Origin of the sequence: Sphingomonas sp. CFBP 13728 (genome assembly GCF_014841895.1) — a bacterium.
Taxonomy (GTDB): domain Bacteria; phylum Pseudomonadota; class Alphaproteobacteria; order Sphingomonadales; family Sphingomonadaceae; genus Sphingomonas.
The window spans coordinates 15,125-38,692 of the sequence record NZ_JACYUS010000008.1 but is presented as its reverse complement, the minus strand read 5'-3'; the positions used below and the strand labels follow the sequence as shown (position 1 = coordinate 38,692).

The window sequence follows — 23,568 nt, the reverse complement described above, 5'->3', positions numbered from 1 at the left end:
GAGTTTGTGCTTTTGTGGAGGTCTCACGCAAGTGGCTCAAAATGTTTCGGTTTGCATCGTTTGATTGCGCTTTTTCCTCGGCTTGGTTAGCGTAAGGTCAATTCCCGGGGCTCCTCGAAGCCCTGATCGAGCCGTCTGGTCGCTTCGCCGCGAGCAATCACGGCGCCGTTCAGGACGAGTCAGATATGTCCTGGGATGTCCTTGCGCCGATCTCTGATGGAGCTGCCGAATGCCGACTCAAGACAACGCCGGAATGCTGTGATGAGCCGGGTATCCCGTGCGGTCCTGATTGCTGCAATTGCCATGCCGATCTCGACCGCCGCCGCTGCTCAGGCGCATAGCCAAAGCGATCCACTGGCACCGAGCGGCCAGTTTTCGGTATACCGCACGGCCGCCGCTCAGACGCCACCGATGGGATGGAATCCGTGGAACGCCTTCCATGCCGATGTCGACGAAGCCAAGGTGCGCGCCGTGGCGAAGGCGATGGTCGATAGCGGTCTGGCAACCCGTGGCTACCGCTTCGTCAATATCGACGATGGCTGGGCGTTGCGACGCTTGGCCGATGGTCGACTGAGGATCCGCGACAACACCTTCCCGTCGTCCGCAACCCCCGGCAGCGATACAGGCTCGTTCAAGCCGTTCACCGACTATATCCATGGGCTCGGGCTGAAGGCGGGGATCTACACCGATATCGGCCGCAATACCTGCATGCAGCGCTGGGATGCGGACACTCCGAACCTCCCAGTCGGTACGGTGGCCGAGCGGCAGGTCGGCAGCTACGGCCATGCGGTCCAGGACATGCGTACAATCTTCGCCGACTGGCACTTCGACTATATCAAGGTCGATGCCTGCGGGGTGGCCGATTATACGCACGCCGACCCTCCGGTGACGTCGGGGGCGTACGACACGTTCGCGCCGCTGATCGTGCGCGGCAACATTCCCGCCTCCAACCCGCAAGCCGTCGAGGGGCTATATGCCGCCTTGGGCGAGGCGATCCAACGCTGGGGTGGTGGCAACGCAACGCTGTCGATCTGCGCATGGGGAGAAGCCTTGTCGGCTCTGTGGGGCGGGAAGCGAGGAAATCTGTACCGGACGAGCCCGGACATCGAATCCAACTGGAAGAGCATGGTGTCCAATATCGACAGCGTGATCGATGGCGCGCTCTATGCGGGGCCGGGGCATTGGAACGACCCCGACATGCTGGAGATCGGCCATGGCGATTTCGACGCGGCGCATCTGACCGAGGCGCGGTCGCATTTCACGATGTGGACGATCATGGCGTCGCCCCTGTTGCTCGGATACGATCTTCGCCAGTCTGCGCCCGCATTGTTCGACATCGTCGCCAACCCAGAGGCGATCGCGATCAACCAGGATCCGGCCGGCAACCAGGGCGTACCCTACCGGAACGGCGATGCGATGGTCGTGGTGAAGACCTTGAGCGGAACCGGCGCGCGTGCGGTGGCGCTGTTCAATCGTGGAACTAAGTCGGTCGAGGCCAGCGTGTCCTGGGCTCAACTCGGCTTTGCCGCGGGTAGCGTCGCCAAGGTGCGCGACGTCTGGGCGCATAGCGATCGCGACGCGACCGACAGGATCAGCGTGACGTTGCCTGCGCACGGCTCGGTCCTCCTGCGACTACGAGGAACACCGTCGGAGGTCGCAGCTACCTTCCTGACAAACATGCCCGGCCGGGTGAACGTTGCCGTCGATGGCCTGACACAGGCGACCGCACTGCCGATGGGACAGTTTCCCGCGCGCGTCGGTGCGGCGCCTGACGGCAGGATACTCAAGACCAACGGGATCGGTGCCTTTGCCAATTCACGACTCGAAGTGCGTGCTGATCGGGCGTTTCATCGCTTCCTTACCGCGCCGATCGTGCTGAGTGGCGGGCAGCCGGTTCGCTTCCGGGTCTATGCCGATCGCAAACTGGTAGGCGAGGTCACTGGATCACCGACGCGGGCCGCACCGCCGATCGACGTCGACATCGCGTCCGCCAAGATCGTCGAACTGGTGGCCATGACGAATGCCGGGACGACGCGACCGCCGATGATCGCTTGGGGCAATGCGCGGTTAATGCGCTGAGCAAGCGTGAGGAACGAAACAAAACACGGCATCTGCGCGATTGATGCGCGGTAGTCACGCTGATACCGATCCTACGGCGCGATAGAGGAATGACGATGGTCCGAGACACCAGTGAAAGACGGCTGAAGATCAGCACGCTGGTGCGCGAACGCGGCAGCGTCCAGGTTGCGCCGCTCGCCGAAAACTTCGGCGTGTCGATGCAGACGATCCGCAAGGACCTCCGGTTTCTCGCCACGCGCGGCGTCATGGAGCGATCTTACGGCGGGGCGATCAGCGCGGACGCGGTGAACGTCACGGCCGAGGCACCGGTCGAGGTCAAGCGATCGAGCCACGCCGATGAAAAGGTGCGGATCGGCATGGCGGCGGCGGCGATGGTATCGTCCGGCGAGTCGATCGTGCTCGATTCCGGCACCACGACATTGCAGATCGCACGCTTCCTGCCTGACGACGAGGACATCACCGTCCTCACCAACGATCTCGATATCCTCTCGGTACTCGCGACCAAGGAACGCCTGAACATCGTCATGCTTGGCGGCATGCTGCGTCGCAAGAACCGTGCATTCTACGGCGCGCAGACGGTGGCAGCGATCGAGAATCTGCGCGTTGACAAGCTGTTCCTGGGCGTCGACGGGTTCGATATCGAATGCGGGATCACGACGCATTACGAGCCGGAAGCGATGCTCAACCGCAAGATGGTCGAAGCGGCGCGCGAGGTGATCGCCGTAACGGATGCGTCCAAGTTCGGCCGGGTCTGCCTTCACCGGATCGTCGCTGTGGAAAATATCCACCATCTCGTCACGTCCGCCGCCGTTCCCGAGGACATACGTTCCGCCTCGCAGCGTCTGGGTTTCCGCATCGACGAGGCTTGACCGTCCTCAAGCTGGGCGGTCACGTCCGGCTTGAGGGGGATAATTCAGCCCTTCAGTTTGAAGAAGCGCCGCGCGTTGGCATAATAAATCTTGTCGATAACCGCGCGCGGCAAGGCGAGGCCCGGCGCGTCGGTCTTGATCGCGGCGATCGGCTGCGACAGCGGTGTGGCGAGATAGCGCCAGTCCGACCGCCACGCATCATCGGCTTCCTTGGAGAAGTTGCCGGTCGTCGGCGGGTTCTGCGCCCGCGCGTTCGGGTCTGCCGGGCTGTCGGTCAGGTCGGTGCCGTACATCAGCCGATCCTGGTACTTGATGAAGAAGTCGCGGACCTTGGCGTGGTTCGCGTTCGACTGCACCTGGACCTGGCTCATCCTCGCGGCGAGGTCGACCACCGCGTTGGGATGCCGATCGAGGAACGTCGCAAGTTCGTCGACGCTCCATTCCAGGCTCGCCATGTGTGCGCCGTCGAAGGCGAGCTTGGGATGGCGCGCCACGAACCGGTCGCGCACCGCCATCAACCGCTCGTAGCTCGGCTCCTCGGGGTGCTTGAACATGTAATATTCGGGGTGTTCGCTGAAATAACTGCGATCATTGTCCGTCGTCATCTGATCGAGCGACAGCCAGCAATTCTTGGGCTCCCCCTGGTGCGCGATCAACGGAACGCCGCGAGCCTGGATATGCGCCATGATCGGATCGAAGCGGGGATCGTCGAGAAAGACGCGCTTGCCGCCTGAGTCCTTGGCGATCATGCCGATGTTCTTCCACACCTTCACTGCCACGGCGCCGCGCGCAAAGCCCGCATCCACCGCGTGTTGGGCCGCTGCGGTCCACCCCTTGGTGCCGAAACCGTCCATCGAAAAGGTCGTGGCGAAATGGAAATGCCGGGGATCCGCGTCGTGCATCTTGTAGGCGATCGCCGCTTGTTGGGCGAGCGGGGGGAAGTCGGGATAGTCTACGTTGATCGACAGAAGTTCGAACCCGTCCTTGCGCGCGATGGTCAGGAAATCGCCGCTGTCGCGATTGGCGTGGACATGGGCATCGAGCTTGGCGACTCGCGCGAAGTCGGCTTCGCTATACGTGTCGACGGCAGGCGCCGCGCCGATCAGCGCAACGGGCGCGGTTGCGGCAAACAAGGCAGGAATGAAGCGCATGACGATCTCCAAAGGAAACGTAACGAAATAACCTTATGTTGCGTTTTGATTTGCGCAAGCGATAACGATCGGGCACATTCAGTCCCAGGCCGCTCTCCGTCATGAAGCGACCGAGTTTGCGAGAGGCCTCACAGTGTCGAACTCCCATTTTTCTCGTAGGCGCGTCCTCGCACAGTTATCTGGCGGCGTAGCTACGCTTCTCGCCGCGGCTCCGTCGGTGGCCCGAGTAGCGGTGAAGGGAGCGCCAAATGCGCGTCTCACCGACGGCGTGCTTACCATCGAGTTCGACGCCGGGCTCCATTCCCGGATTTCGCGCGGCGACACGGTCTTGACTGCGATGGAGCCGGGTGAGGCCATCCGCCTCGACGGGCTTGGTTCCAACGGCCAGCGCGTGGTCGACCGTTTCCTGCTGATCGACCAGACGCGCGAAACGGTGTCCGGTCCGCATGGGGCAGGACATGTCCACCGCCTCCGCGGGACAGCGGCGGGTGGCATCGAGAAGCGCGTATCGGTGACGTTCCTGGATAAGTATCCAGGGCTCGCCTTGCTGGATGTCCAATACCGCAACGTCGGGACGGCGCCGCTGGCGGTGGCCGGCTGGCAGGCGGCAACGCACGATCTGCTGCCGCACCCCGACGGTGCATGGAGCTTCTCGGGCGCCTCATACCCTGATCGCCGCGATTGGGTGCAGCGGGTTTCACCCGGGTTCGGCCAACGCAATTTCATGGGAATGAACGCGTCCGACTACGGCGGCGGTACCCCGGTGGCGGTGGTATGGCGCCGCGATGTCGGGCTCGCGGTCGGGCATATCGACGTCGTGCCGCGCCTCGTCTCGCTGCCCGTTGGAGGGCAGCCGGCCGGCACGCGGATCGCGATCGCCGACGATGAGCCGGTATTGCTCGCGCCGGGTGCGTCGCTCGACCTGCCGCCGGTGTTCGTGATGGTGCACGAGGGCGACCATTTCCGCCCGCTCGACGCGTATCGCCGGCTGATGGCGGAGCGCGGGGTGGCTGCTCCCGCGATCCCCGAGCCGAGCTATGCGCCGGTCTGGTGCGCGTGGGGCTATGGCCGCGATTTCACTACCGATGAGGTCCTGACCGCGATGGGCAAGGCCAAGTCGATCGGCCTCGAATGGATGGTGATGGACGACGGCTGGCAGACGTCGGAAGGCGACTGGAAGCTTAACCGCACCAAGTTTCCCCGCGGCGATGCCGACATGAAGGCGTTCGTCGGCAAGATCAGGGCGGCTGGCATGCGCCCGCGGCTCTGGCTGGCGCCGCTCGCTGCCGATCCGGGCACGGACCTGTTGCGCGATCATCCCGACATGCTGCTGCTCGACCGCAACGGCGCGGCGCAGAATGTAAGCTTCTGGGATGCCTTCACATTATGCCCAGCTTACCCGCCGGTGGTCGAGCATTTCCGGGCCCAGGTCCGGCGCATTATCGGCGACTGGGGCTTCGAGGGGCTGAAGCTCGACGGGCAGCATCTGAACGGTGTCGCCCCGTGCTACAATCCCGCGCACAACCATGCGCGCCCGGAAGAATCCTTTGAGAAGCTGCAGGATTTCTGGAAGGCGCTGTATGACGAGGCGATGGCGATCAACCCGCAGGCGGTGATCGAGCTCTGCCCGTGCGGCGATGCGTTCGCGTTCCACAACATGCCGGGCATGAACCACACGCCGGCGTCCGACCCGACATCGTCGTGGCAGATCCGGTTGAAGGGCAAGACGTTCAAGGCGATGATGGGGCCGTCGGCGCCGTTCGCCGGCGACCATGTCGAACTGAGCGACCGCCACGACGATTTCGCCACGCATTACGGGATCGGCGCGATCGTCTCGACCAAGTTCACGTGGCCGCACGATCCGGTCAACACCACCGATCCGCTGCCACCCGGGGGTATCGCGCTGACGCCCGAACGCGAGGTACTGTGGCGTAAATGGATCGCTCTCTACCGCGCGAACATGCTGCCCAAGGGCGAGTATATCGGCGGGCTGTACGATATCGGTTTCGACAAGCCGGAGGCGCACGCGATCCGCGCCGGCGGCGGGATGCATTATGCCTTCTACGCAGACACATGGTCGAGCAACGTTACCCTGCGCGGCCTGCCGCCGGGACGACATCGCCTGACCAACAGCTTCACCGGACAGTCGCTCGGCACCGTCAGCGGACCGGTAGCCACGGTGCCGGCCAAGTTCGACCATTTCCTGCTGATCGCCGCCACGCCCGTCCAGCAGAAGGTCTCCGCATGAACACCAGCGTTACGCCGACCAGCCGCGCATGGTTGTTCAATGCCATGACGACGGTCGTGCTTTGGGGAATATGGGGCGCGTTTTCAGGACTTTCGCCGCAGCACGGTTTCCCCGAGACACTGGTATATTGCGTCTGGGCGCTGACGATGATCCCGCCCGCCCTGGTCGTGCTCGCACAGGCCAAGTGGAAGCTCGACGTCAATCCACGAGCGGTCGCCTACGGCGTCGCGGTCGGCGCGCTAGGGGCAGGGGGGCAGATGGTGCTGTTCTACGCCGTGACCCGAGGGCCCGCCTATCTGATCTTTCCGGTCATCTCGCTGTCCCCCGTGCTCACGATCATCCTGTCCTTCCTGTTCATGGGCGAGCGCACCGGCCGGCTCGGTGCGCTTGGCATCGTTCTGGCCTTACTCGCGTTGCCGACCTTCGATTTCGCACCGGGCGGTGATGCCGCGGGCGGGAGCTGGTTGTGGATGGCGCTGATCGTGATGGCCTGCTGGGGGTTGCAGGCGTATTTCATGAAGTCCGCCAATCGCATCATGTCGGGCGAGAGCATCTTCTTTTACATGACCGTGACCGGACTCGCGCTGGTTCCCGTGGCCCTGTGGCTGACCGATTTCAGCCGCCCGATCAATCTGGGCCTCGATGGCCCGCTGCTGGCGGCGGGGATCCAGGTTCTCAATGCGATCGGCGCACTGACGCTGGTGTTCGCGTTTCGCTACGGCAAGGCGATCATCGTCGCGCCGCTTACCAATGCCGGCGCGCCGCTCGCAACCGCGATCATATCGCTGGTGGCGCTTGGCGTGATGCCCGGTTCGATCAAGCTCGTCGGTATCGTCCTGGCGCTGACCGCCTCGCTGATGCTGGCATTCGAACCCGATTCCATCGCCGAAACCAACGAAATCTCGTCAGACTAAATATCTTTCGTTTTGCTTCGGTTAATTGCGGTTGCGTGTTTCGGCTGCTACGTGGCGATCAAAGGAGAAGACCGTGCAATTGATCGGAAACATCGTCGCGCGTCATAAGCAGGGTGAGCAGATTGGCGTCACGTCGGTCTGTTCAGCGCACCCGTTGGTCATCGAGGCGACCTTCGCTCATGCCCTGCGCCATGACACACCCGTCGTCTTGATCGAGGCGACATCGAACCAGGTGAACCAGGATGGCGGCTATACCGGCATGGTCCCGACCGACTTCCGGCGTTTCGTCGAAGCGATCGCCGATCGCACCGGCTTCCCGCTGGAGCGCCTGGCGCTAGGCGGGGATCATCTGGGCCCCAACGCCTGGACCAGCCTGCCCGCCGACGCGGCGATGGCAAAGGCCGAGATCATGATCGCCGACTATGTTCGTGCGGGCTTTTCCAAGATCCACCTCGACTGCTCGATGTCATGCGCCGACGATCCGTCGCCGTTACCCGAGCGCCAGATCGCCGAGCGTGCCGCGCGCCTGTGCCGTGTCGCGGAAGACGCCTATACCGGCGATGCAGCCGATGCGCCGGTCTATGTCATCGGCACCGAAGTCCCCGTACCGGGCGGTGCGGCGGAGGATCTCGAGACGCTCGCGCTAACCACGCCCGAGGCGGCGCTGGCGACGCTGGACATGCACCGCGACCTGTTCGCCGAGCGTGGGCTGGATGCGGCGTGGAACCGCGTGATCGCGACCGTGGTACAGCCCGGTGTCGAGTTTGATCACATGAAGGTCGTCGATTATCGGCCCGAGGCTGCGGCCGAGCTCAGCGCGGCGATCGTACCGGTCGATCATATCGTGTTCGAGGCGCACTCGACCGACTACCAATCCGCCGCCGCGCTCGGCGCACTGATACGCGACCATTTCGCGATCCTGAAGGTCGGCCCCGGCGTAACCTTTGCGTTGCGGGAGGCCCTGTGGGCGCTCGACGCGATCGAACGCGAGACGGTGGAAGCGTCCGAGCGTGCCAACCTGCGCGACGTCACCCTCGCGCGGATGAAGGCGGAGCCGGCCAATTGGCGTAAATATTATCACGAGACCGGCAAGGCGCTCGATCTCCAGCTGCAATACAGCCTCAGCGATCGCATCCGCTACTATTGGCCGGATCCTGCGATCGCGGCGGCGCAGGCTAAGCTGTTCGATACGCTGCGAACGTACGTGCCGCCGCTGCCGTTGCTGAGCCAATATCTTCCCGTCGCCTATGCCGCCGTCCGCGCCGGCACCGCGACCCTCGACCCGATCGATCTGATCGTCGCGCATATCGGCGCGACTCTCGATGCCTATCATGGAGCTTGCTACCGCGATGCTTGAAACCTTTGTTGCGCCCGCCGATGATGCCTCCGGCGAGGAGAGCTGGACCCGTCGCGAGATCCTGCAGCAGCCGGCGACGCTGCGTGCGACGCAGGCCATGCTTATGGCGACACGCGACGCGATCGATGCGTTCGTCGCGCCGTTGCTCGCGCAGAGGGATCTCCGCATCATGCTGTGCGGTGCGGGCACGTCGGCGTTCATCGGCGAATGCCTTGCACCCTGGCTGACCGCGACGCTCGGCCGTCCGGTCGAGGCGGTCGCGACGACGGACATCGTCGGCGCACCGCATCTGTGGCTGGACGCCGCGCGACCGACATTGATGGTGTCGTTCGGCCGTTCGGGCAGCAGTCCTGAGAGCATCACGGCGGTAGACCTTGCGGATGCGCGGCTGGCCTCGGTCCATCATCTCGTCATCACCTGCAATGCCGAGGGCGCCCTGTCGAAGCGGACGGCGACGAACGTGCATGTCGTGCAATTGCCCGAAGCGACGCATGATCGCGCTTTTGCGATGACCTCCAGCTTCTCCGCGATGATGCTGGCCGCGTTGTCGATCTTCACCGGCATCGACACGATGGACGAGCGGGTGGAGGCGATCGGCGAGTCGGTGGCGGCGATCATCGCGGAGGCGGACGGCACGGCAGCGACGCTTGCCGCACGCGACTTCGAACGCGTCGTCTATCTCGGCAGCGGCGTGTTCCAGGGATTGGCACGCGAAGCGGCGCTGAAGCTGCTCGAGTTGACGGATGGCGCCATACCCACGGCATTCGATTCCGCGCTCGGCTTTCGGCATGGCCCGAAAACGATCGTGACTCCGCGTACGCTGGTCGTCGTGTTCGTGTCGAACGATCCGCTGACCAGGCTCTACGATCTGGACATCATCGCGGAATTGCGCGCCGACGGCAACGCCGCCGCCGTACTCGCGATCACCACGCAGGACGATGCCGGCGAGTCATTGCGCGTGGCAGGTGCAGCGGGCTTCGTCGATGCGGATCTGCTCTTCCCGTATATCGTTCCAGCGCAGCTGTTCGGGTTGCACTGTTCGCTGCGGCTCGGGCGTACGCCGGATCGGCCCAACGCCAGCGGTACGGTAAACCGCGTGGTGCAGGGGGTGCGTATCCACGCGCTCGCTGCATGACTTTGTTTCTCGGCGTCGATGGCGGTGGGACCAAGACCGAATTCGTCTGCATCGACGGCGAGGGTCAGGTCGTTGCGCGCGCGTTGACGGGCACGACCTACCATCTCCAGGTCGGGTTCGACGAGGCGGTCGCGCGGATCGGGCAGGGGGTCGAGGCGGTATGCAGCCAGCTTGCGGTATCGCCCGCAGACCTTGATTACGTCTTCCTAGGCCTGCCCGCCTACGGCGAGGATCCGGCAATCGATCCGCGATTGTTCGAGGCCTGCGGTCGCGTACTCGGCCATGATCGCTATCGCTGCGACAATGACATGGTATGCGGCTGGGCAGGATCGCTGGCCTGCGCCGACGGGATCAACATCGTCGCCGGCACCGGATCGATCGGCTATGGCGAGCGGCAGGGGCGCACGGCGCGCGCTGGTGGCTGGGGTGAAATCTTCAGCGACGAAGGCTCGGCCTATTGGATCGCCATCCAGGGTCTCAACGCCTTTACCCGGATGAGCGACGGGCGGTTGCCTGATGGACCGCTGCGGCAGGCGTTTGTCGATGCGCTTGGCCTTTCCAACGACCTCGACATCTGTGCGCGAGTGATGGGGGAAAATGGCCTGTCCCGCGATGGCGTCGCAGCGCTCGCGCCGATCGTCGTTGACGCGGCGATCGCTGGGGACACGCATGCCAATGCTATCCTTGAGCTCGCTGGATCAGAACTGGCCAACATTGCACAAGCGCTACGTCGACAGTTGAAATTTGGGGAAGACGAAACCGTTCTCGTCTCTTGGTCGGGTGGGGTGCTAACGAAGCAGGATACGGTGAGAACCTCCATGCAGCGGCAACTGCAAAGCGGCGGATCGTACGAGTTTATCGCTCCCCGTCATCAACCTGGGGTTGGCGCTGCCCTTTATGCTGCGTCGCTATGGCGATCCGCTGGCAGCTTGAGCGATCCCTCCTTCCGTTAAGATCAGACAGCCTTCCTAGGCGCTAGCCTCTGTCTAAGCTGTTACGCGCGCCTACGCACTGATAAGGTGAACGAACGTCTGAAGTTGGGAAGCGCGGGAGGCGGCGCGAACGTCCGCAACTGGGTCGTCGCTGACGCGGATCGATCGACGATTTTCCGCGGCGGTGGTCTCAGCTAGCCTAGTCGCGCCGAACCTGTATGCCAGTAAGTAGGTCGCTGACGGGAGTTGATAATGGATTTGGTGTCCAGGCGGACGATGCTCGCTGCCCCGTGCTTCGGGACGCTCGCCCTAGCCATGGCGGCAGATGCAAAAACCGCGACGACACCCGGCATGCTTGCCAACATGTCCACCTGGATGGACCTGGCGTCCGTACCGGGCGCGAGCTGGGCAATGCTGGACCGCTCCGGCGCCATCTCGTCTGGTGCGGTCGGCTACGCAAAAGCTAATGCGGTGCCCGCGACACCCGATACATTGTTCGAAGCAGCTTCGCTGTCGAAGGTGGTTCTGGCGGTCGCGGTTCATGACATGGTGCGGGAGGGCTTGATCGACCTCGACCGTCCGGTGGCGGAGCATTTCGCGTTCACGGATGATGCTGCGACGCGATCGATTACGCCTCGCCACCTGCTCTCCCACTCTAGTGGCTTGCCTAATTGGCGCGACGAAGCGGGCGAGTCACTAACAGCCGCGTTCGCTCCCGGCACACGATTCCGCTACTCTGGCGAGGGCTTCGTCCTGCTCGGCCGGTTGGTCGAGGCAGTTACAGGACAGACCGCCGCTCAGGTGGTTGAAACGCGGGTCCTGCGACCGGCGGGGATGGGCCGAAGCACCTATGGATGGGCGCGAGGCACCGAGCCAGCGGTCGCCTGGGCGCACGACGGAGGCGGCGGTGTACTCGTGGACAAGGGCCCAGCGGGCTATGCGATGCGTCGCGATGCTGGCCCGCCGAAACCAGTCGACCGGTGGACGCTAGGCGAACGGGAGAAAGCGGTCATCGCACTTGGCAAACCGGCGATGCCAATATTCATGACGCCCAACATGGCAGCCGGATTGTGGACCACCGCCAGCGACTACGCGCGGTTCCTAGCTTTCGCACAGCGCTATCCGGGGCTCTCGACGAAGACCACACGAGTGAAGGGAACACTCGACTGGGGGCTAGGCTGGGGAATGGAGAGTGACGGTGGGCGGCGTTTCGCTTGGCACTGGGGCACCAACGATGGCGTCGCGAACCTATTCGTGGTGGACCTCGTGTCGGGCCTGGCGATCGTGGTCCTTACCAATGGCGATGCTGGGCGTAAGGTATACGAGCGTGCTGCCCGCACTGTCTTCGCACGCGAGTTCGATGCGTTCGCCTGGCTGAAGTGACCTCTGGCGGCCCATCCGGCTCTGCTTGCGATATGGAGAGGGCTCCGCTTTCAAGTCGCAACCCTGTTACCCGGCGCATCTCAGTCGGATTCTGGAGTATGAACAAGACGCTCGCAATGGCAGGGGATGGGTCACGCTGATCGTAGATAGCGTATCGCAGCCTCCAAAATGTTGCCGCCCATGAGGACAGGTACATCGGGTTCCAGTTCCCATCTGGGTTTATCCTGGACGTCGTAAACTGGCTCTGCTGAGTATTGCAGCGCCAGACCAGTGCGGTCGAGCCGTAACGGAAAGACCGCGGCACCTACCCGCATCATTGGCGTTCCTACGATAGCTGCACGCCCGAGACCACGCATGCCCATGGGAAAGCCTTCCGCCATGCTGGCGCTCCACCGCGTTGTGAGGACAGCGACCTTACCGGTGTAGGTAAAGGGGCCCCGCGGCTCGACGGTCTCTGTCCAGGCAGCACTCAGTCGGTTGCCGTCGCGCCTGCGCATGCGGGCATAGGGCATCGTCTCGGTGATAAATCGCCCCATGATCGGGCGGGCGACCGCGGTGTCGCCGCCGCCATTCTGACGAACATCGATGATGAGTCCGGGTGCATTCCGGAAACTTGCCAGCGCCGCGTCGAAGGCCGTCACAACCGCATCGTCAGCAAAGCTGCGAACGACGATGCAACCAATGCCATGAGCTAACATCCGGCTCTCGACATTGGGGAGCGTAACAGGTTGCTTCACGCGAACGGGAACGACGTGTTCCGAACCTGGGGTCGACCGCACCGTTAACGTCCTTGGCATGCCGCGCCGCCCCGATACCGCCACGTTAAGCGCAAACGCCGTTGCCGCTGGATCTGGACGGCTAAGACAGCGCGGTATTATGTCCGAGGCGATCTGCCCAATCGGCCGGCCGTCGATCGCCAATACGCTCTGGCCAGGCGTAATGCCCGCATCCGCTGCGGGCGACCCATCGCGAACGCTTGTGACAAACGCCGTACCATCGCGGTTGGGTTCGACCCACAGATCAAAATATGGCCCGCGCGCCGCATCCGGTGCCGGATCATTCAAGTGGGTGTGCGCGTCGTACAGTTCGCCGATCACCCGGCCAACAACGCCGGCGAACGCTTCGGACGATTGGGCGGCAGCGGCGAGCGGGCGATACATTCGCCTTACTGCTCTCCAGTCGGTGCGTTTCTCCCCGAAATAGCAGTAGCGCTCGTCCAGTGTCCGCCAGAGCTCGTCGAAGTCCTCGACATAGGTCACGTCATGAGCCGGCTCTCCCGCCTGGGCCATACCCGGCGGGAATGCCGCAGCCGTACCCAAGGCGATACCAGCATGAATCAGCGAGCGACGGGTCATGGGGTGGTGCATGTGATCGGCTTTCGCTGGTGGTCTTCCATGCGGTTAGCTGAATGAAATCTCGCCGCCTTGAACGATATTGCTGTCGCGCGAACGGTGCGAGCTTACCTGTTTGCGTAGCGTGCCGGCGATACACCGACGATACGCTGGAATTGCCGTGTGAGATGGCTTTGATCGGCATAGCCCACATCAAGCGCAACCTCCGCGATTGGCTGACCTGCCAAAAGCAGGCGTCGTGCTGCGACGATGCGGCACTGATTGCGGTACGCAAGGGGGGTGATCCCGACCGCCTTGCGGAAGCTACGCGCAAGATGGAAGACGCTGATCCCGGATACGGTCGAGAGCGTGCCCAACCCAAAGCCGTCGGCGAAGTGGGCGTCGATGTAGCTTCGAGCGCGCGCAACGGCATCGCTGGATACGCGGGTGTCATCCGACGATTGTTTCACCTGGTCGGCGAACAGGACCCCAGCCAAATCGGCGAGCGCGCTTTCCTGTTCCAATCGCCCCGCGTCGTCGCGACACAATAAAGTGTGCGCATCAGCAACGATGGAGTGAGACCGATCGCCAGCCAACACGGGGGAGTCAAACCGCGGCGCGTTCAGGCGCGCGGCGATGTAGGGACGTATCGCTTCGTCGGGGATGTACGCGACGCGATAGCGTAAGGTCTCACCTCCCGTCGTTCGGTTGGCATGCGGCTGGTCGGGATGAAGACGCAGTACCTGACCTGCCTCGACGTTGTAGGTTCTGCCGCCAACAGCGAGGGCCTCACAGCCTGCCATGACCGCGCCGACTACCCATTCCGCATGGCTGTGCTCGGGAAAGGCTCGCTCGTTATACTCGACGGATACGAGTTCGACGCCTGGTAGGTAGGAGGGGCGGGAGAAGTGGGCATCATTTCTCACTGGCTCACTCATGTTAACGCGCCGCCTACCCAGAGCCGAACGCCGATCAGTCCAAGCAAGTATGTCATTGCGCCTTACCGATCCACGCGCGGCCGGATCCCAAATCGACCGTCAGATCGCGCCTGCCCATCAGTTGCATGCCGATATTGCCGTCCATTATCATATTCGGAAAGACGCGTGCTTGCCCGGTAAATACCACGTCGCGCCTAATCGTTGCGCTAACCGGCTGAGCCGTCCGAATGTCCGCGCGTAAGCCTAGATGCGGCGCGATCTGCGGCGACACGAAGATGGTCGGCCCTGCATTGGCAGAGTCCAGTTCCATCCAGGCACGGCCCCGGGGGGTGTTTACCCCGATGTTGACATCGAGGGCGGCACCTTCTGCTCCCCGCACCAGCCGAACCGGCACTTCAAGACCGGACTTCATACGCGCCGCGAGGGAGCCCGGTGTTTCGATCACGATCTGGCGACTAGCGAAGCGAATAGTGATGATACGGCCAGCGAAGAGGTCTAGTCCGATCGAGCCGTCCAGCCTGGCAGTGTCGGCATCGAGCTTGCCGAGATCGTAGACGATCGTCGTCGGTGCTGTGTAGGCGTGCTCGCCCATTTCAAAAGCAACGTCATCGCAGCGTGGTAGATCCAGGCGCTCTCCGGTCATACGGAACGCCGTGACATTGCCCCAAGGTTCGCAGCCAAGGTCGCGGGCCAGGGCCGGCGTAATCATTGTCACCCCCTCGCCGGTGTCAAACAAGAAGGTCCGCTCGCGGCCGCCAACCGATGCCTGAACAGTGAACTGCTTACCTTGAAAAAGCTCGAGGCTTATCGTTTGTGGGCCGCGGTCTTGCGATGGTCTGGCGGGAAGGGCGGCGAGCAACGCGCCCATCATTAACATTTTCACTAGCATCCCCTTACCCCGCAGGCTTCACTGGCGGCGGGGTCCCCATGCCGGCGGGTGCTGCAACGGCACTGCGTTTGAGCCAAACCCGTCCTTGAGCAAGATCCATGGTGACCACCCAATCTTTGAGAAACGGCATGCCAAGGTTTCCATCGATCACGATGTCGGGGCTGAAGATCATCCCGGACGCTTCGACACCGGGAGCGATCTGGAAGTGGCCTTGTTGCGGTCCCTCGCCGGTAACCTTCTTCAAGCCGAGTAGAGGAAGAAGTTTTGGTGCAATCAGGATCGTGCCGCCATTGCCACTGTCCAGCTCGAGGCGCGCCGGTCCACGTTCGGTGGGGACGTCAATGAACACAGACAGCGCCAGGCCGCCTATTTCACGAGCCAGATGAGCAGGAAGCTCCACCGCGTTCGCCTTGCGCCCAGCCGCGCTTTCAGGTGTTTCCAACGTGAGTTCGCGACCTGCGAAATCGATGGTTACAGTGCGTCCGGCGAATGCGTCGAGGGCAAGCAGACCATCGATCGGTGTGTCGGGAGACCCCACGTCCATGACGATTGCAACAGGGCTCTGTAGGGTCTGGTTCTTCCAGTGGATTGCAACATTGTCGCAACGTGGGGCGGTGATCTTCGTGCCGGTCATATGAAACCCGGTGATTGATCCCCAGGGTTGGCAGTCCATCTCTTTCGCGAGTGCTGGTGAGATCACCGTCAGTCCGCCTGCAGTGTCGAGTTGAAAAAGCCGCTCCCGGCCGGCCACCTTCACTCGTGCCGCTACGCCTTTGCGGTAACTTTCCAACGGCAGCCGCACCGGACCCGTTGGGGCAGCATTCGCTCCAGACGCCAAACTAATGAGCAACCCAGCCGATAATAGCTTTTTCAAAAGAATGCCCCTTTCATGGTGGGATGCGCAGGCATCGAAGTCGTCGAACAGACGATGCATTTTACTGTTTAAGGCTAAAGGGCAGTGATCCAGCGCTCGAGCTGATCGGTATTGCGCATGTCGCCGGTGTAAGCATGTACCGGCCTGGCCGGGACGTTCGAACCGCGTTTCCTGCCGCGATACACCTTCATCGGAATGACGGCTCGGGCAAAACCGCTGGGCAGAGCGACTTGCCGTACGTCCATGTAGAGCGAGTCAGCGCTCGTCTCCTGCCCGACGTTAATGCCGCCTAACGCGGTCCATAGATCGACCGCATCAAGGCATGCCGATCCGCATCCCCAGTCCGTCAGCACGAATACCCGCGCTTTCAGCATGTGAGCAGCGCCGGTTGCCGCTGGCTTAGCTTCGTCGGCATCCACTTCACGCCAGAGCGCTTGGCCGAGGGCGCGGGCAGATGTCATGCCCTTCGCGGTACGCGCGGCCCAGTCTTTCACCGCCTGCGAGACATCGGCGGAATTCTGCCAGGCGGTACGATAGCCTTCAAGCGTGGCGATGTTTCCCGCCGAAGCGCGCCAGTCGACGCCTTTCGATCCTGATGGCAGCGCGTTCACTGCAGCCTGGCCCCAGAGGATAGCCGCAATCTGATACGACCAGTCGGACGATCCACCGCCATTGCCTCGAAGGTCGAGCACGATGCGCTGTGCCGCTGCGATCGCGAGGGCGTCCTTCCTCATCGATTTGATGATTGGCGTTAGGGACTTGGCATCAGCGCTGTCGGGGTCACCGTTGAAGCTGGGGAACGAGAACCAGCGCGTGCCGTCAGCAAGGGTTCGAGCCGCGAACTCTGGACGTGCCCGCGGTGCGGTAGCGGCAAAACGTGCGTCGAAGTCTGCATCAGGCAGATCGCGCCAACTGAGCGTCACGTCCTTTAGCTTGTCATCGACCTTGAAGCGGCAGCGGACTGGACGCTTGATGTAGGGGTTGGCGGCGTCGAGGAACAACCGACCACCATTGGTCGCTCGTTGGCTGACCAATTCCCACCTGCCTCGGAAGGCGCCGACGTTGCGGGCAGCCAGGTGTTCGGCATCAATGCCATCGCAGCTTACGAGTACTGCTCCGAGCGGTAAGGGAGCGTCATCCGCTCGGGTCATCACGACCTGACGTCCGGTGCCGTCAAAGCCGGTCAGAAAGCCGGGCCAGCGGATCGGCAGGGGCGCTGGCTGATCGAGGTCGAGCGCGACATGCCCATCGTTGAAGCTCGCCACGTAACCGCGCATCGCCCATAGATATCCTGGGTAGTCTCCAGCGGTTGCAGCACGACGCAGGGCCAACGCCAGACCGGCATCGTTGCGACGCGCAAAGCCGGGGTCGAGTTTGTTGTAGGGACCAGGGTGATTGTCGGCGATCTGGTTGTGATAGGCCTTGGCGTCCATTCGCAAGGTCGCTGCCCAGTCGCGAGGTACGTTGGTCGCACCGATCAGCAGAACCGCCGCTGGTATGGCAAGGAGCGACGGGTTCATCTCGGCGCGGCCAGTTTGCTGGCTGCCTTCTCGAGATAGGGCCTGACATCAACCGAACTGTAGCCCGGTGTCGTCGAGGCGAAGTGTCGCAGCCAGTACCCGTGTCCAGCCCCGTACACGACGAGGATGCGATCGCCCGGTTTGGCCACATTGATGAGCTTTGCGAAGATCTTCGCATTGCGCAGGTACCACATGGCATTCAGATCTGCGCCGGGCTGCTCGTTACCGTCACCAAGTCGGAGCAGGGAGTAGTATGAATCCTGTCCACCCATGGGCGTGGAGGGGTCGTTATAGCGGATCAGCATCCGTGGTATGCTGGTGGTTGCCTGCTCAGCCTCAAACTTTTTGGCAGACGCCTGGACCGTTTCAAAGGCGGCGTCGAGATAGGCCTGCTGCCCGTGAGCTTTTGCATAAGCTTCGACCCGGCCGATTGGGAAATAGTCCGGTTCACCCTTGTCGGGTTGCTCGTCAATACCTTGAACGGACCGAAGGCCGGCGCGAGCAGCGATGCGGTAGCCGATCTGGGTTGTCTCGCCCCGGTCGGTCTTGAGCATTTTCGGGGAAAACCTTGCGAAGTCCGTCACATCGTAGGTCGGGCCCGGGCGTTGCGCCTCGACCATGACCCGCGTCGGTTCAAACTCAGCGATGGCATCAGCCAGTGCTTCCAGTTCGCGCTGGCGCTGCGGCGTGGTGACATCGTCGACATGGGCATTCACCTTGTCACGACCAGGGTTGCCGAAATGATAGCTACCCAGCACCATCACTTGGACAGGTTGCTGTTGTGCAGCGGTCACAGCAGGCGTTGCTGCCGCAGCGAGTATGGGTAGCAGCATGCAGGAGGCCTCCTTGGTGTGGTGCTCAAACAATACACGTCGAACGGCAGCTGTCTATCTGGATTTGCTGCATTGGACGCCGCTGTAGATGAGGTTGGTCCGACAGCTGGCAACGACACCAGTCCCGGAATCGGTACGTTTGCGAGCAGGCCGAGTTAATCATATCCCCTGTTGATCTCATGCCCTAACAATCCGCCAAGTCAGATTATGATGGGGCGAGGGCAGTTGAGAAGACGTAACTTCCTCGTGGGTGCAGCGGGGGCCGCTTTATCAGGCGCTGTGCGTGGAGCGGACGTCATACCCAATGGAGCGGTGGGCCTCACATGTTCGAAGGCGGGCGTATCGGGAATTATCTCGCAGGGCGAAGATGGCGCAATTCTCGATCCGTCGTTCCGTTGGCACATCGGTTCCAATACCAAGGCAATGACAGCCGCCCTATACGCTCGCTTGGTCGATCGCGGACGGTGCCGATGGGGCGCAAGCGTACCTAGTCTCTTCCCCGCAATTGCATCGCATCCTGCTTGGGTCGACATACGTGTCGAGGAACTATTAAGTCATTCAGCAGGCCTAACCGATACCTTCGTTGACCCTCGGTGGTTGGACGCGAGGCGCGCCGATCCAAAATCTGCCAATGAACAACGGCGCGATCTGGTTGAGCGCGTTCTTAGCAGTGCTCCGCCGGAAAGGCGGGGTGTCTATCGCTACGGCAATCTGAACTACGTGATGGTGGGCGCAGCTATTGAAGAGGCGGTCAACGTTACGTGGGAGGAGGCACTGCGGGGCGAAGTTTTCAGAGCTTTGCGTATTGCCGAAGCGGGGTTTGGGGCACCTCCTCGAACAGGGCCGTGGGGGCGGGAAGCTAATGGTGGCATATTGAAACCCATTGACCCGGCCCTTGTTGAGGCTGACAATCCGGCGGTACTATGGCCATCCGGCGGCGTACACATCAGCGCCTCGGGTTACGCGCAATTCCTGGCCAGTTATTTGGGCGGCGGGCCACCTTTTCTTCGTACAACGACGCTAAAGCACTTGCTTACCCCAGCCCAGCCGGATTTGGGCTATGCCGGGGGCTGGAGCCTTGACGGACCATCCGACTCTCCGGCCAGCAGACTAACGCACGATGGGTCGAACACCCTATGGTTTGCGAGTGCGATTATCGACCGCAAGTCCGGTCATGGGTATGGGGCGCTTACCAACTGCGGCGGCGAACGAGGGGTCGCAATTACATCGCAGATCCTCGAACGCATCTCCCTCAGATCACCAAGCACCTAGCCAGATCAAAGGGCGGGCCGATGAATGAGTGTCCGAAGATGGGAACCGTCTTAGTACCGTTGAATGGCGGCTTGTGGGTCGTTTAGTCGTCGAACTCGAATGCAAGGTGTGTCAAAAATCGGCGCTTATAGATTTATGCCTCGGATCCTTCGATTTCACGAAGTTTATCGCACGCGATCTTTGCTGCTTCTCGGACATGCTTTTGGCAAGCGGCAGCCGCTCCTGATGAATCCTGGCGTTCGATGAGATCGACCATTCCTGCTAGCCGTTTGAGCCCAGAAGCTTGCCGTCCAACGACCGATAGCGTCATCGCGCGTAACTGACTGATCCGACTGTTCAATCGTTGGACGATTTCCCAGGCGATGAGGTGTCCGCCTGTCTTGAAGATGATCTCGTAGAAACAGGTCGTCGCTCTTAACGCTCCAATCGCACTACGCTGTTCATGGGCAAAGGCAATATCCGCCAGTGCCGACTTCAGTGCCGAGACGGTCACCTCTGTAGCGACGCGAGCGCACGCCGCGACCGCGGACGATTCGAGCTGGATGCGAATGTCGTAAATCTGTTCCGCCTGGTCGATCGTGATGATCCCCAAGCGCGGTCCCGACGGTGTTCCCTCAACAAGGCCTTCGGACTCGAGATTGCGAATAACCTCGCGGATCACCGACCGGCTTACCCCCAAGCGCTCGGCTAAATTGCGTTCCACCAAGCGTTCGCCAGGGCTGATACGGCCTTCGAGAATAGCATCGCGAACGCGGTCGAGCGCGATCAGGCGCAGGGTCTGCGGCCGGGATTCGATCCGGTCCAGCATGTTTACGTCGTCATTCTGCATCAGCGTTGTTCCCTCAAAGATCACCATAAATGAACAATTGCCATTGTCCAATCAGGCGGTATACCAACAGACACCATACAGGCAGGAGGGTTGCTAGACATGGCATTAAGCATTCGAAAGATCGTCTCGTACGTTGAAGAAGTGCGTACCGAAGGCGGCAAGGAAGCCGGCACCCCGGTTACCACCGTCATGGTTGCAGCCGTTGTCCAGAATCCCTGGGCCGGGCGAGGCTTCGTCGAGGACCTTCAGCCTGAAATCCGCGCCTATGCGTCCGACCTTGGTGCGCTGATCGTCGAGCGGGTGATCGCGGCGATCGGCGGGGCGGACCGGATCGAAGCCTATGGCAAGGCGGCGGTCGTTGGCGCCGCTGGTGAGATCGAGCATGCCTCGGCGTTGATCCACACGCTGCGCTTCGGCAACCACTATCGCGAGGCGGTCGAGGCAAAGTCCTATCTGAGCTTCACCAACAAGCGTGGCGGGCTGGGAACGTCGATCCAGGTGCCAATGATGCACAAGGACGATGAGGGCCAGCGCTCGCACTACATCACCGGCGAGTTCTCGATTTCGGACGCCCCGCTTCCTGACGAGATCGTCGTCGTTCTGGGTGCGGCGGATGCGGGGCGGGTCCATCCCCGTATCGGGAACCGATATCTCGACCTGGAAGCTATCGCAGCCGAAAAGGCAGCGCGGCAGGCGTCGTGATGGCTTGCGTTCCCGACACGGTGAACGTGCCACTGTCCTACGACGATAGCGGCGGCACGGGGCCTGTGGTCGTCCTCATTCACGGTGTCGGGCTGTCTCGTGGAATGTGGGCGGCGCAGGTGCCGCTACTCGAGACAGAGTACCGCGTCATTGCCGTCGACATGCTTGGTCATGGCGATAGTGCGCGCCCTCCCGAAGATGCCGGTCTAGATAGCTTTGCCGATCACATTGTCGCGGTACTGGATCATGCGGGGGTCGATCGGGCGACCTTTATCGGGTTCTCGATGGGGGCACTTGTCGCGCGCGCCGTGGCCTTGCGTCATCGCAGCCGGGTCGAGGCTCTCGTCCTTTTAAACGGCGTGTTCGATCGCTCGCCAGACATACGCTCGACTATCATGGCCCGTGTCGCCGATGTCGCCACAGACGGTCCAGCCGCGAACATCGATGGCGCGATCGAGCGATGGTTCAGCCCGGCGTTCCGCAACGTGAATGCTAGGTATATTGCGGACCTGCGCACGAGCTTCGTAGCCAACGACCCGGCCGGGTATGCGGTGGCCTACCGGTTGTTCGCAACCGAGGATTGCTATGGCGATGCGGAGCTGTCCACCATCAACGTTCCGACCCTCGTCGCGACCGGCGAATATGACATTGGCTCGACACCGGCGATGGCAAGGTCTTTGGCCGCGCGCATACCCGGCGCGGTCTGCCGGGTCGTGGAGAATGCGCGGCATATGATGCCGGTCGAAATGGCAGATGCGACCAACGCCCTCCTGTTGGATTTCCTGGCTACGATCGGGTGTCACCAACCCTCCTTGGGAGATTGAAGATGACGACCACCACGTTCCAGATGCTCGTGGGTGGGCAATCGGTCCCTGCCGTCTCGGGCGCGACCTACACCTCCCTCAACCCGGCGACAGGAGAGGCATGGTCTACGCTTCCTGACGGCGATGCGGCGGACGTCGATCATGCTGTGCGTGTTGCCGATGCCGCTTTCCGTTCAGACGAATGGCGCCGGCTGACTGCCAGCGCGCGCGGCAAACTCCTTCGGCGCCTTGGTGATCTAGTTGCCGAACATGCCGTCGAACTCGCAGAACTCGAAACCCGCGATAACGGGAAGCTAATCCGAGAGACGCGCGGCCAGCTCGCCTACCTGCCGGAGTTCTTCCACTACGCCGCGGGCCTGGCCGACAAGCTCGAGGGCAGCACGCTGCCGATCGACAAGACCGACATGTTCGCCTTCACCGTCCACGAGCCGCTTGGCGTCGTCGCTGCGATCGTGCCCTGGAACAGCCCGCTCTATCTGACCGCGATCAAGCTCGCGCCGGCGCTGGCGGCAGGCAATACATTGGTGATCAAGCCTTCCGAGCATGCATCGGCCAGCATCCTGCGCTTTGCCGAGCTAGTTGCGCTCGCCGGCTTTCCCGATGGCGTCGTCAACGTCGTGACGGGCTTCGGTGCAGGCGCAGGCGCGGCGTTGACGCGTCATCCGCTGGTTCGTCGTGTCGCTTTCACTGGGGGGGCCGCCACAGCGCGACATGTCGTACGAGCCACAGCGGAGAATTTCGCGAAGCTGTCGCTCGAACTCGGTGGCAAGTCCGCAAACATCGTTTTCGCCGACGCAGATATTGGAAGTGCGGTGAATGGGGTCGTGGCCGGTATCTATGCAGCTTCCGGTCAGAGTTGCGTCGCAGGATCGCGGTTGCTGGTCCAAAACGGCATCTATGACAGGTTCGTCGCCGCGCTGCGCGAGCGCATCGCACGGATCACGATCGGCGATCCGCTTGACCCGTCTTCGGACATGGGACCGATGGCAACGGAACAGCAGCTCGGTGTCGTCGAGACAATGGTCGCGCGTGCCCGTGAGCAAGGCGTGACCGTGCTAACCGGCGGCAAGCGCCCCGAGGGTCACCCCGGCTGGTTCTACGAACCGACGCTGCTCGAATGTGGGTCCGTCGATCTCGACATCGTCCAGAACGAGGTGTTCGGGCCGGTCGCAGCAATCATGCGCTTCAGCGACGAAGACGAAGCGATCCGTTTAACCAACGGAACCGAGTACGCACTCGCGGCCGGGATCTGGACACGCGATCTCGCACGCGGTCACCGGATGGCGCGCGACGTCCACGCCGGGATTGTCTGGGTGAACACCTACCGAGCCGTGTCGGCGATGGCGCCGATCGGCGGCTATGGCGCCAGCGGCTACGGCCGTGAGGGCGGTATCCACTCCGTCCTCGACTACACCGAACTCAAGACCGTGTGGGTGAACCTGTCGGATCAACCGATGGGCGACCCGTTCGTGATGCGATGAAGGAAAG

Annotated in this window: 20 protein-coding genes; 12 read left to right on the top strand and 8 right to left on the bottom strand. The window is 62.3% G+C overall.

Annotated elements, in window-relative coordinates; genetic code table 11:
* Window positions 1–261 precede the first annotated feature (261 nt).
* Window positions 262–2,079, top strand: coding sequence for an NPCBM/NEW2 domain-containing protein (locus IFT67_RS18955; protein ID WP_192239659.1), 1,818 nt, complete (start codon window positions 262–264; stop codon window positions 2,077–2,079).
* A 95-nt stretch (window positions 2,080–2,174) separates the two neighbouring features.
* A complete protein-coding gene (gene agaR / locus IFT67_RS18950; protein WP_244647556.1) occupies window positions 2,175–2,948 on the top strand; it encodes a transcriptional repressor AgaR in 774 nt (257 codons plus the stop codon).
* A 44-nt stretch (window positions 2,949–2,992) separates the two neighbouring features.
* Here the strand turns inward: agaR and IFT67_RS18945 are convergent, their stop codons facing one another.
* The gene (locus IFT67_RS18945) at window positions 2,993–4,099 is read right to left on the bottom strand and encodes an amidohydrolase family protein (protein WP_192239657.1); all 1,107 of its coding nucleotides are present in this window, start codon (window positions 4,097–4,099) and stop codon (window positions 2,993–2,995) included.
* A 232-nt stretch (window positions 4,100–4,331) separates the two neighbouring features.
* Between IFT67_RS18945 and IFT67_RS20960 the strand changes: the two genes are divergently transcribed.
* The 6 genes from IFT67_RS20960 (at window position 4,332) to IFT67_RS18915 (ending at window position 12,068) form a co-directional block, all read left to right on the top strand.
* Window positions 4,332–6,347: a glycoside hydrolase family 36 protein gene (locus tag IFT67_RS20960; protein WP_342450653.1), complete on the top strand. Its 2,016-nt coding sequence runs from the start codon at window positions 4,332–4,334 to the stop codon at window positions 6,345–6,347.
* Window positions 6,344–7,261, top strand: coding sequence for a DMT family transporter (locus IFT67_RS18935; RefSeq protein WP_192239655.1), 918 nt, complete (start codon window positions 6,344–6,346; stop codon window positions 7,259–7,261). The genes IFT67_RS20960 and IFT67_RS18935 overlap by 4 nt, the downstream gene beginning before the upstream one ends.
* Window positions 7,262–7,334: 73 nt before the next feature.
* Window positions 7,335–8,618 carry a D-tagatose-bisphosphate aldolase, class II, non-catalytic subunit gene (locus tag IFT67_RS18930; protein ID WP_192239654.1) on the top strand — a complete coding sequence of 428 codons (1,284 nt, stop codon included), beginning with the start codon at window positions 7,335–7,337 and terminating at the stop codon, window positions 8,616–8,618.
* Window positions 8,611–9,753: an SIS domain-containing protein gene (locus tag IFT67_RS18925; RefSeq protein ID WP_192239653.1), complete on the top strand. Its 1,143-nt coding sequence runs from the start codon at window positions 8,611–8,613 to the stop codon at window positions 9,751–9,753. Before IFT67_RS18930 ends, IFT67_RS18925 begins: the two co-directional genes overlap by 8 nt.
* Window positions 9,750–10,706: an N-acetylglucosamine kinase gene (locus IFT67_RS18920; RefSeq protein WP_192239652.1), complete on the top strand. Its 957-nt coding sequence runs from the start codon at window positions 9,750–9,752 to the stop codon at window positions 10,704–10,706. The genes IFT67_RS18925 and IFT67_RS18920 overlap by 4 nt, the downstream gene beginning before the upstream one ends.
* Window positions 10,707–10,937: 231 nt before the next feature.
* Complete coding sequence (locus IFT67_RS18915; RefSeq protein WP_192239651.1) at window positions 10,938–12,068, top strand: serine hydrolase domain-containing protein; 1,131 nt, start codon at window positions 10,938–10,940, stop codon at window positions 12,066–12,068.
* A gap of 131 nt (window positions 12,069–12,199) precedes the next feature.
* Here the strand turns inward: IFT67_RS18915 and IFT67_RS18910 are convergent, their stop codons facing one another.
* The 6 genes from IFT67_RS18910 to IFT67_RS18885 all read right to left on the bottom strand — a co-directional run bounded on the left by IFT67_RS18910 (window position 12,200) and on the right by IFT67_RS18885 (window position 18,453).
* Window positions 12,200–13,435, bottom strand: a complete 1,236-nt coding sequence (locus tag IFT67_RS18910; RefSeq protein WP_192239650.1) for a S41 family peptidase — start codon at window positions 13,433–13,435, stop codon at window positions 12,200–12,202.
* A 92-nt stretch (window positions 13,436–13,527) separates the two neighbouring features.
* On the bottom strand, window positions 13,528–14,337 hold the full coding sequence (locus IFT67_RS18905) for an AraC family transcriptional regulator (protein WP_192239649.1): 810 nt from the start codon (window positions 14,335–14,337) through the stop codon (window positions 13,528–13,530).
* Between the two features lie 52 nt (window positions 14,338–14,389).
* Window positions 14,390–15,214: an aspartyl protease family protein gene (locus tag IFT67_RS18900; protein WP_244647566.1), complete on the bottom strand. Its 825-nt coding sequence runs from the start codon at window positions 15,212–15,214 to the stop codon at window positions 14,390–14,392.
* Between the two features lie 16 nt (window positions 15,215–15,230).
* Window positions 15,231–16,160, bottom strand: a complete 930-nt coding sequence (locus tag IFT67_RS18895; RefSeq protein WP_192239647.1) for an aspartyl protease family protein — start codon at window positions 16,158–16,160, stop codon at window positions 15,231–15,233.
* A gap of 14 nt (window positions 16,161–16,174) precedes the next feature.
* Window positions 16,175–17,533: a S41 family peptidase gene (locus IFT67_RS18890; RefSeq protein WP_244647547.1), complete on the bottom strand. Its 1,359-nt coding sequence runs from the start codon at window positions 17,531–17,533 to the stop codon at window positions 16,175–16,177.
* 83 nt (window positions 17,534–17,616) lie between these two features.
* The gene (locus IFT67_RS18885) at window positions 17,617–18,453 is read right to left on the bottom strand and encodes a DUF5694 domain-containing protein (RefSeq protein WP_192239646.1); all 837 of its coding nucleotides are present in this window, start codon (window positions 18,451–18,453) and stop codon (window positions 17,617–17,619) included.
* 207 nt (window positions 18,454–18,660) lie between these two features.
* Between IFT67_RS18885 and IFT67_RS21020 the strand changes: the two genes are divergently transcribed.
* A complete protein-coding gene (locus IFT67_RS21020) occupies window positions 18,661–19,725 on the top strand; it encodes a serine hydrolase domain-containing protein (RefSeq protein WP_446740828.1) in 1,065 nt (354 codons plus the stop codon).
* Between the two features lie 133 nt (window positions 19,726–19,858).
* On the opposite strand, the gene IFT67_RS18875 is transcribed toward IFT67_RS21020, so the two are convergent.
* Window positions 19,859–20,554 (bottom strand): GntR family transcriptional regulator, encoded by a 696-nt coding sequence (locus IFT67_RS18875; RefSeq protein ID WP_192239644.1) that lies wholly within the window; start codon window positions 20,552–20,554, stop codon window positions 19,859–19,861.
* A 99-nt stretch (window positions 20,555–20,653) separates the two neighbouring features.
* Between IFT67_RS18875 and IFT67_RS18870 the strand changes: the two genes are divergently transcribed.
* Genes IFT67_RS18870 through IFT67_RS18860 form a run of 3 tightly spaced genes read left to right on the top strand, consistent with a single transcriptional unit; the run spans window position 20,654 to window position 23,561 of the window.
* Entirely contained in the window at window positions 20,654–21,256 is a 603-nt protein-coding gene (locus IFT67_RS18870) for an amino acid synthesis family protein (RefSeq protein WP_192239643.1), read from the top strand.
* A 26-nt stretch (window positions 21,257–21,282) separates the two neighbouring features.
* Complete coding sequence (locus IFT67_RS18865) at window positions 21,283–22,080, top strand: alpha/beta fold hydrolase (protein ID WP_197983168.1); 798 nt, start codon at window positions 21,283–21,285, stop codon at window positions 22,078–22,080.
* 2 nt (window positions 22,081–22,082) lie between these two features.
* A complete protein-coding gene (locus tag IFT67_RS18860; RefSeq protein WP_192239642.1) occupies window positions 22,083–23,561 on the top strand; it encodes an aldehyde dehydrogenase in 1,479 nt (492 codons plus the stop codon).
* Window positions 23,562–23,568: the final 7 nt, after the last annotated feature.

What these genes read in the sequence shown, in the direction of transcription:
- IFT67_RS18955 (WP_192239659.1), top strand. Translation starts at nt 262, where the DNA reads ATGAGCCGGGTATCCCGTGCGGTCCTGATTGCTGCAATTGCCATGCCG.
- agaR (WP_244647556.1), top strand. Translation starts at nt 2,175, where the DNA reads ATGGTCCGAGACACCAGTGAAAGACGGCTGAAGATCAGCACGCTGGTG.
- IFT67_RS18945 (WP_192239657.1), bottom strand. Translation starts at nt 4,099, where the DNA reads ATGCGCTTCATTCCTGCCTTGTTTGCCGCAACCGCGCCCGTTGCGCTG.
- IFT67_RS18935 (WP_192239655.1), top strand. Translation starts at nt 6,344, where the DNA reads ATGAACACCAGCGTTACGCCGACCAGCCGCGCATGGTTGTTCAATGCC.
- IFT67_RS18925 (WP_192239653.1), top strand. Translation starts at nt 8,611, where the DNA reads ATGCTTGAAACCTTTGTTGCGCCCGCCGATGATGCCTCCGGCGAGGAG.
- IFT67_RS18920 (WP_192239652.1), top strand. Translation starts at nt 9,750, where the DNA reads ATGACTTTGTTTCTCGGCGTCGATGGCGGTGGGACCAAGACCGAATTC.
- IFT67_RS18915 (WP_192239651.1), top strand. Translation starts at nt 10,938, where the DNA reads ATGGATTTGGTGTCCAGGCGGACGATGCTCGCTGCCCCGTGCTTCGGG.
- IFT67_RS18910 (WP_192239650.1), bottom strand. Translation starts at nt 13,435, where the DNA reads ATGCACCACCCCATGACCCGTCGCTCGCTGATTCATGCTGGTATCGCC.
- IFT67_RS18905 (WP_192239649.1), bottom strand. Translation starts at nt 14,337, where the DNA reads ATGAGTGAGCCAGTGAGAAATGATGCCCACTTCTCCCGCCCCTCCTAC.
- IFT67_RS18900 (WP_244647566.1), bottom strand. Translation starts at nt 15,214, where the DNA reads ATGTTAATGATGGGCGCGTTGCTCGCCGCCCTTCCCGCCAGACCATCG.
- IFT67_RS18895 (WP_192239647.1), bottom strand. Translation starts at nt 16,160, where the DNA reads ATGCATCGTCTGTTCGACGACTTCGATGCCTGCGCATCCCACCATGAA.
- IFT67_RS18890 (WP_244647547.1), bottom strand. Translation starts at nt 17,533, where the DNA reads ATGGACGCCAAGGCCTATCACAACCAGATCGCCGACAATCACCCTGGT.
- IFT67_RS18885 (WP_192239646.1), bottom strand. Translation starts at nt 18,453, where the DNA reads ATGCTGCTACCCATACTCGCTGCGGCAGCAACGCCTGCTGTGACCGCT.
- IFT67_RS21020 (WP_446740828.1), top strand. Translation starts at nt 18,661, where the DNA reads ATGATGGGGCGAGGGCAGTTGAGAAGACGTAACTTCCTCGTGGGTGCA.
- IFT67_RS18875 (WP_192239644.1), bottom strand. Translation starts at nt 20,554, where the DNA reads ATGCAGAATGACGACGTAAACATGCTGGACCGGATCGAATCCCGGCCG.
- IFT67_RS18870 (WP_192239643.1), top strand. Translation starts at nt 20,654, where the DNA reads ATGGCATTAAGCATTCGAAAGATCGTCTCGTACGTTGAAGAAGTGCGT.
- IFT67_RS18860 (WP_192239642.1), top strand. Translation starts at nt 22,083, where the DNA reads ATGACGACCACCACGTTCCAGATGCTCGTGGGTGGGCAATCGGTCCCT.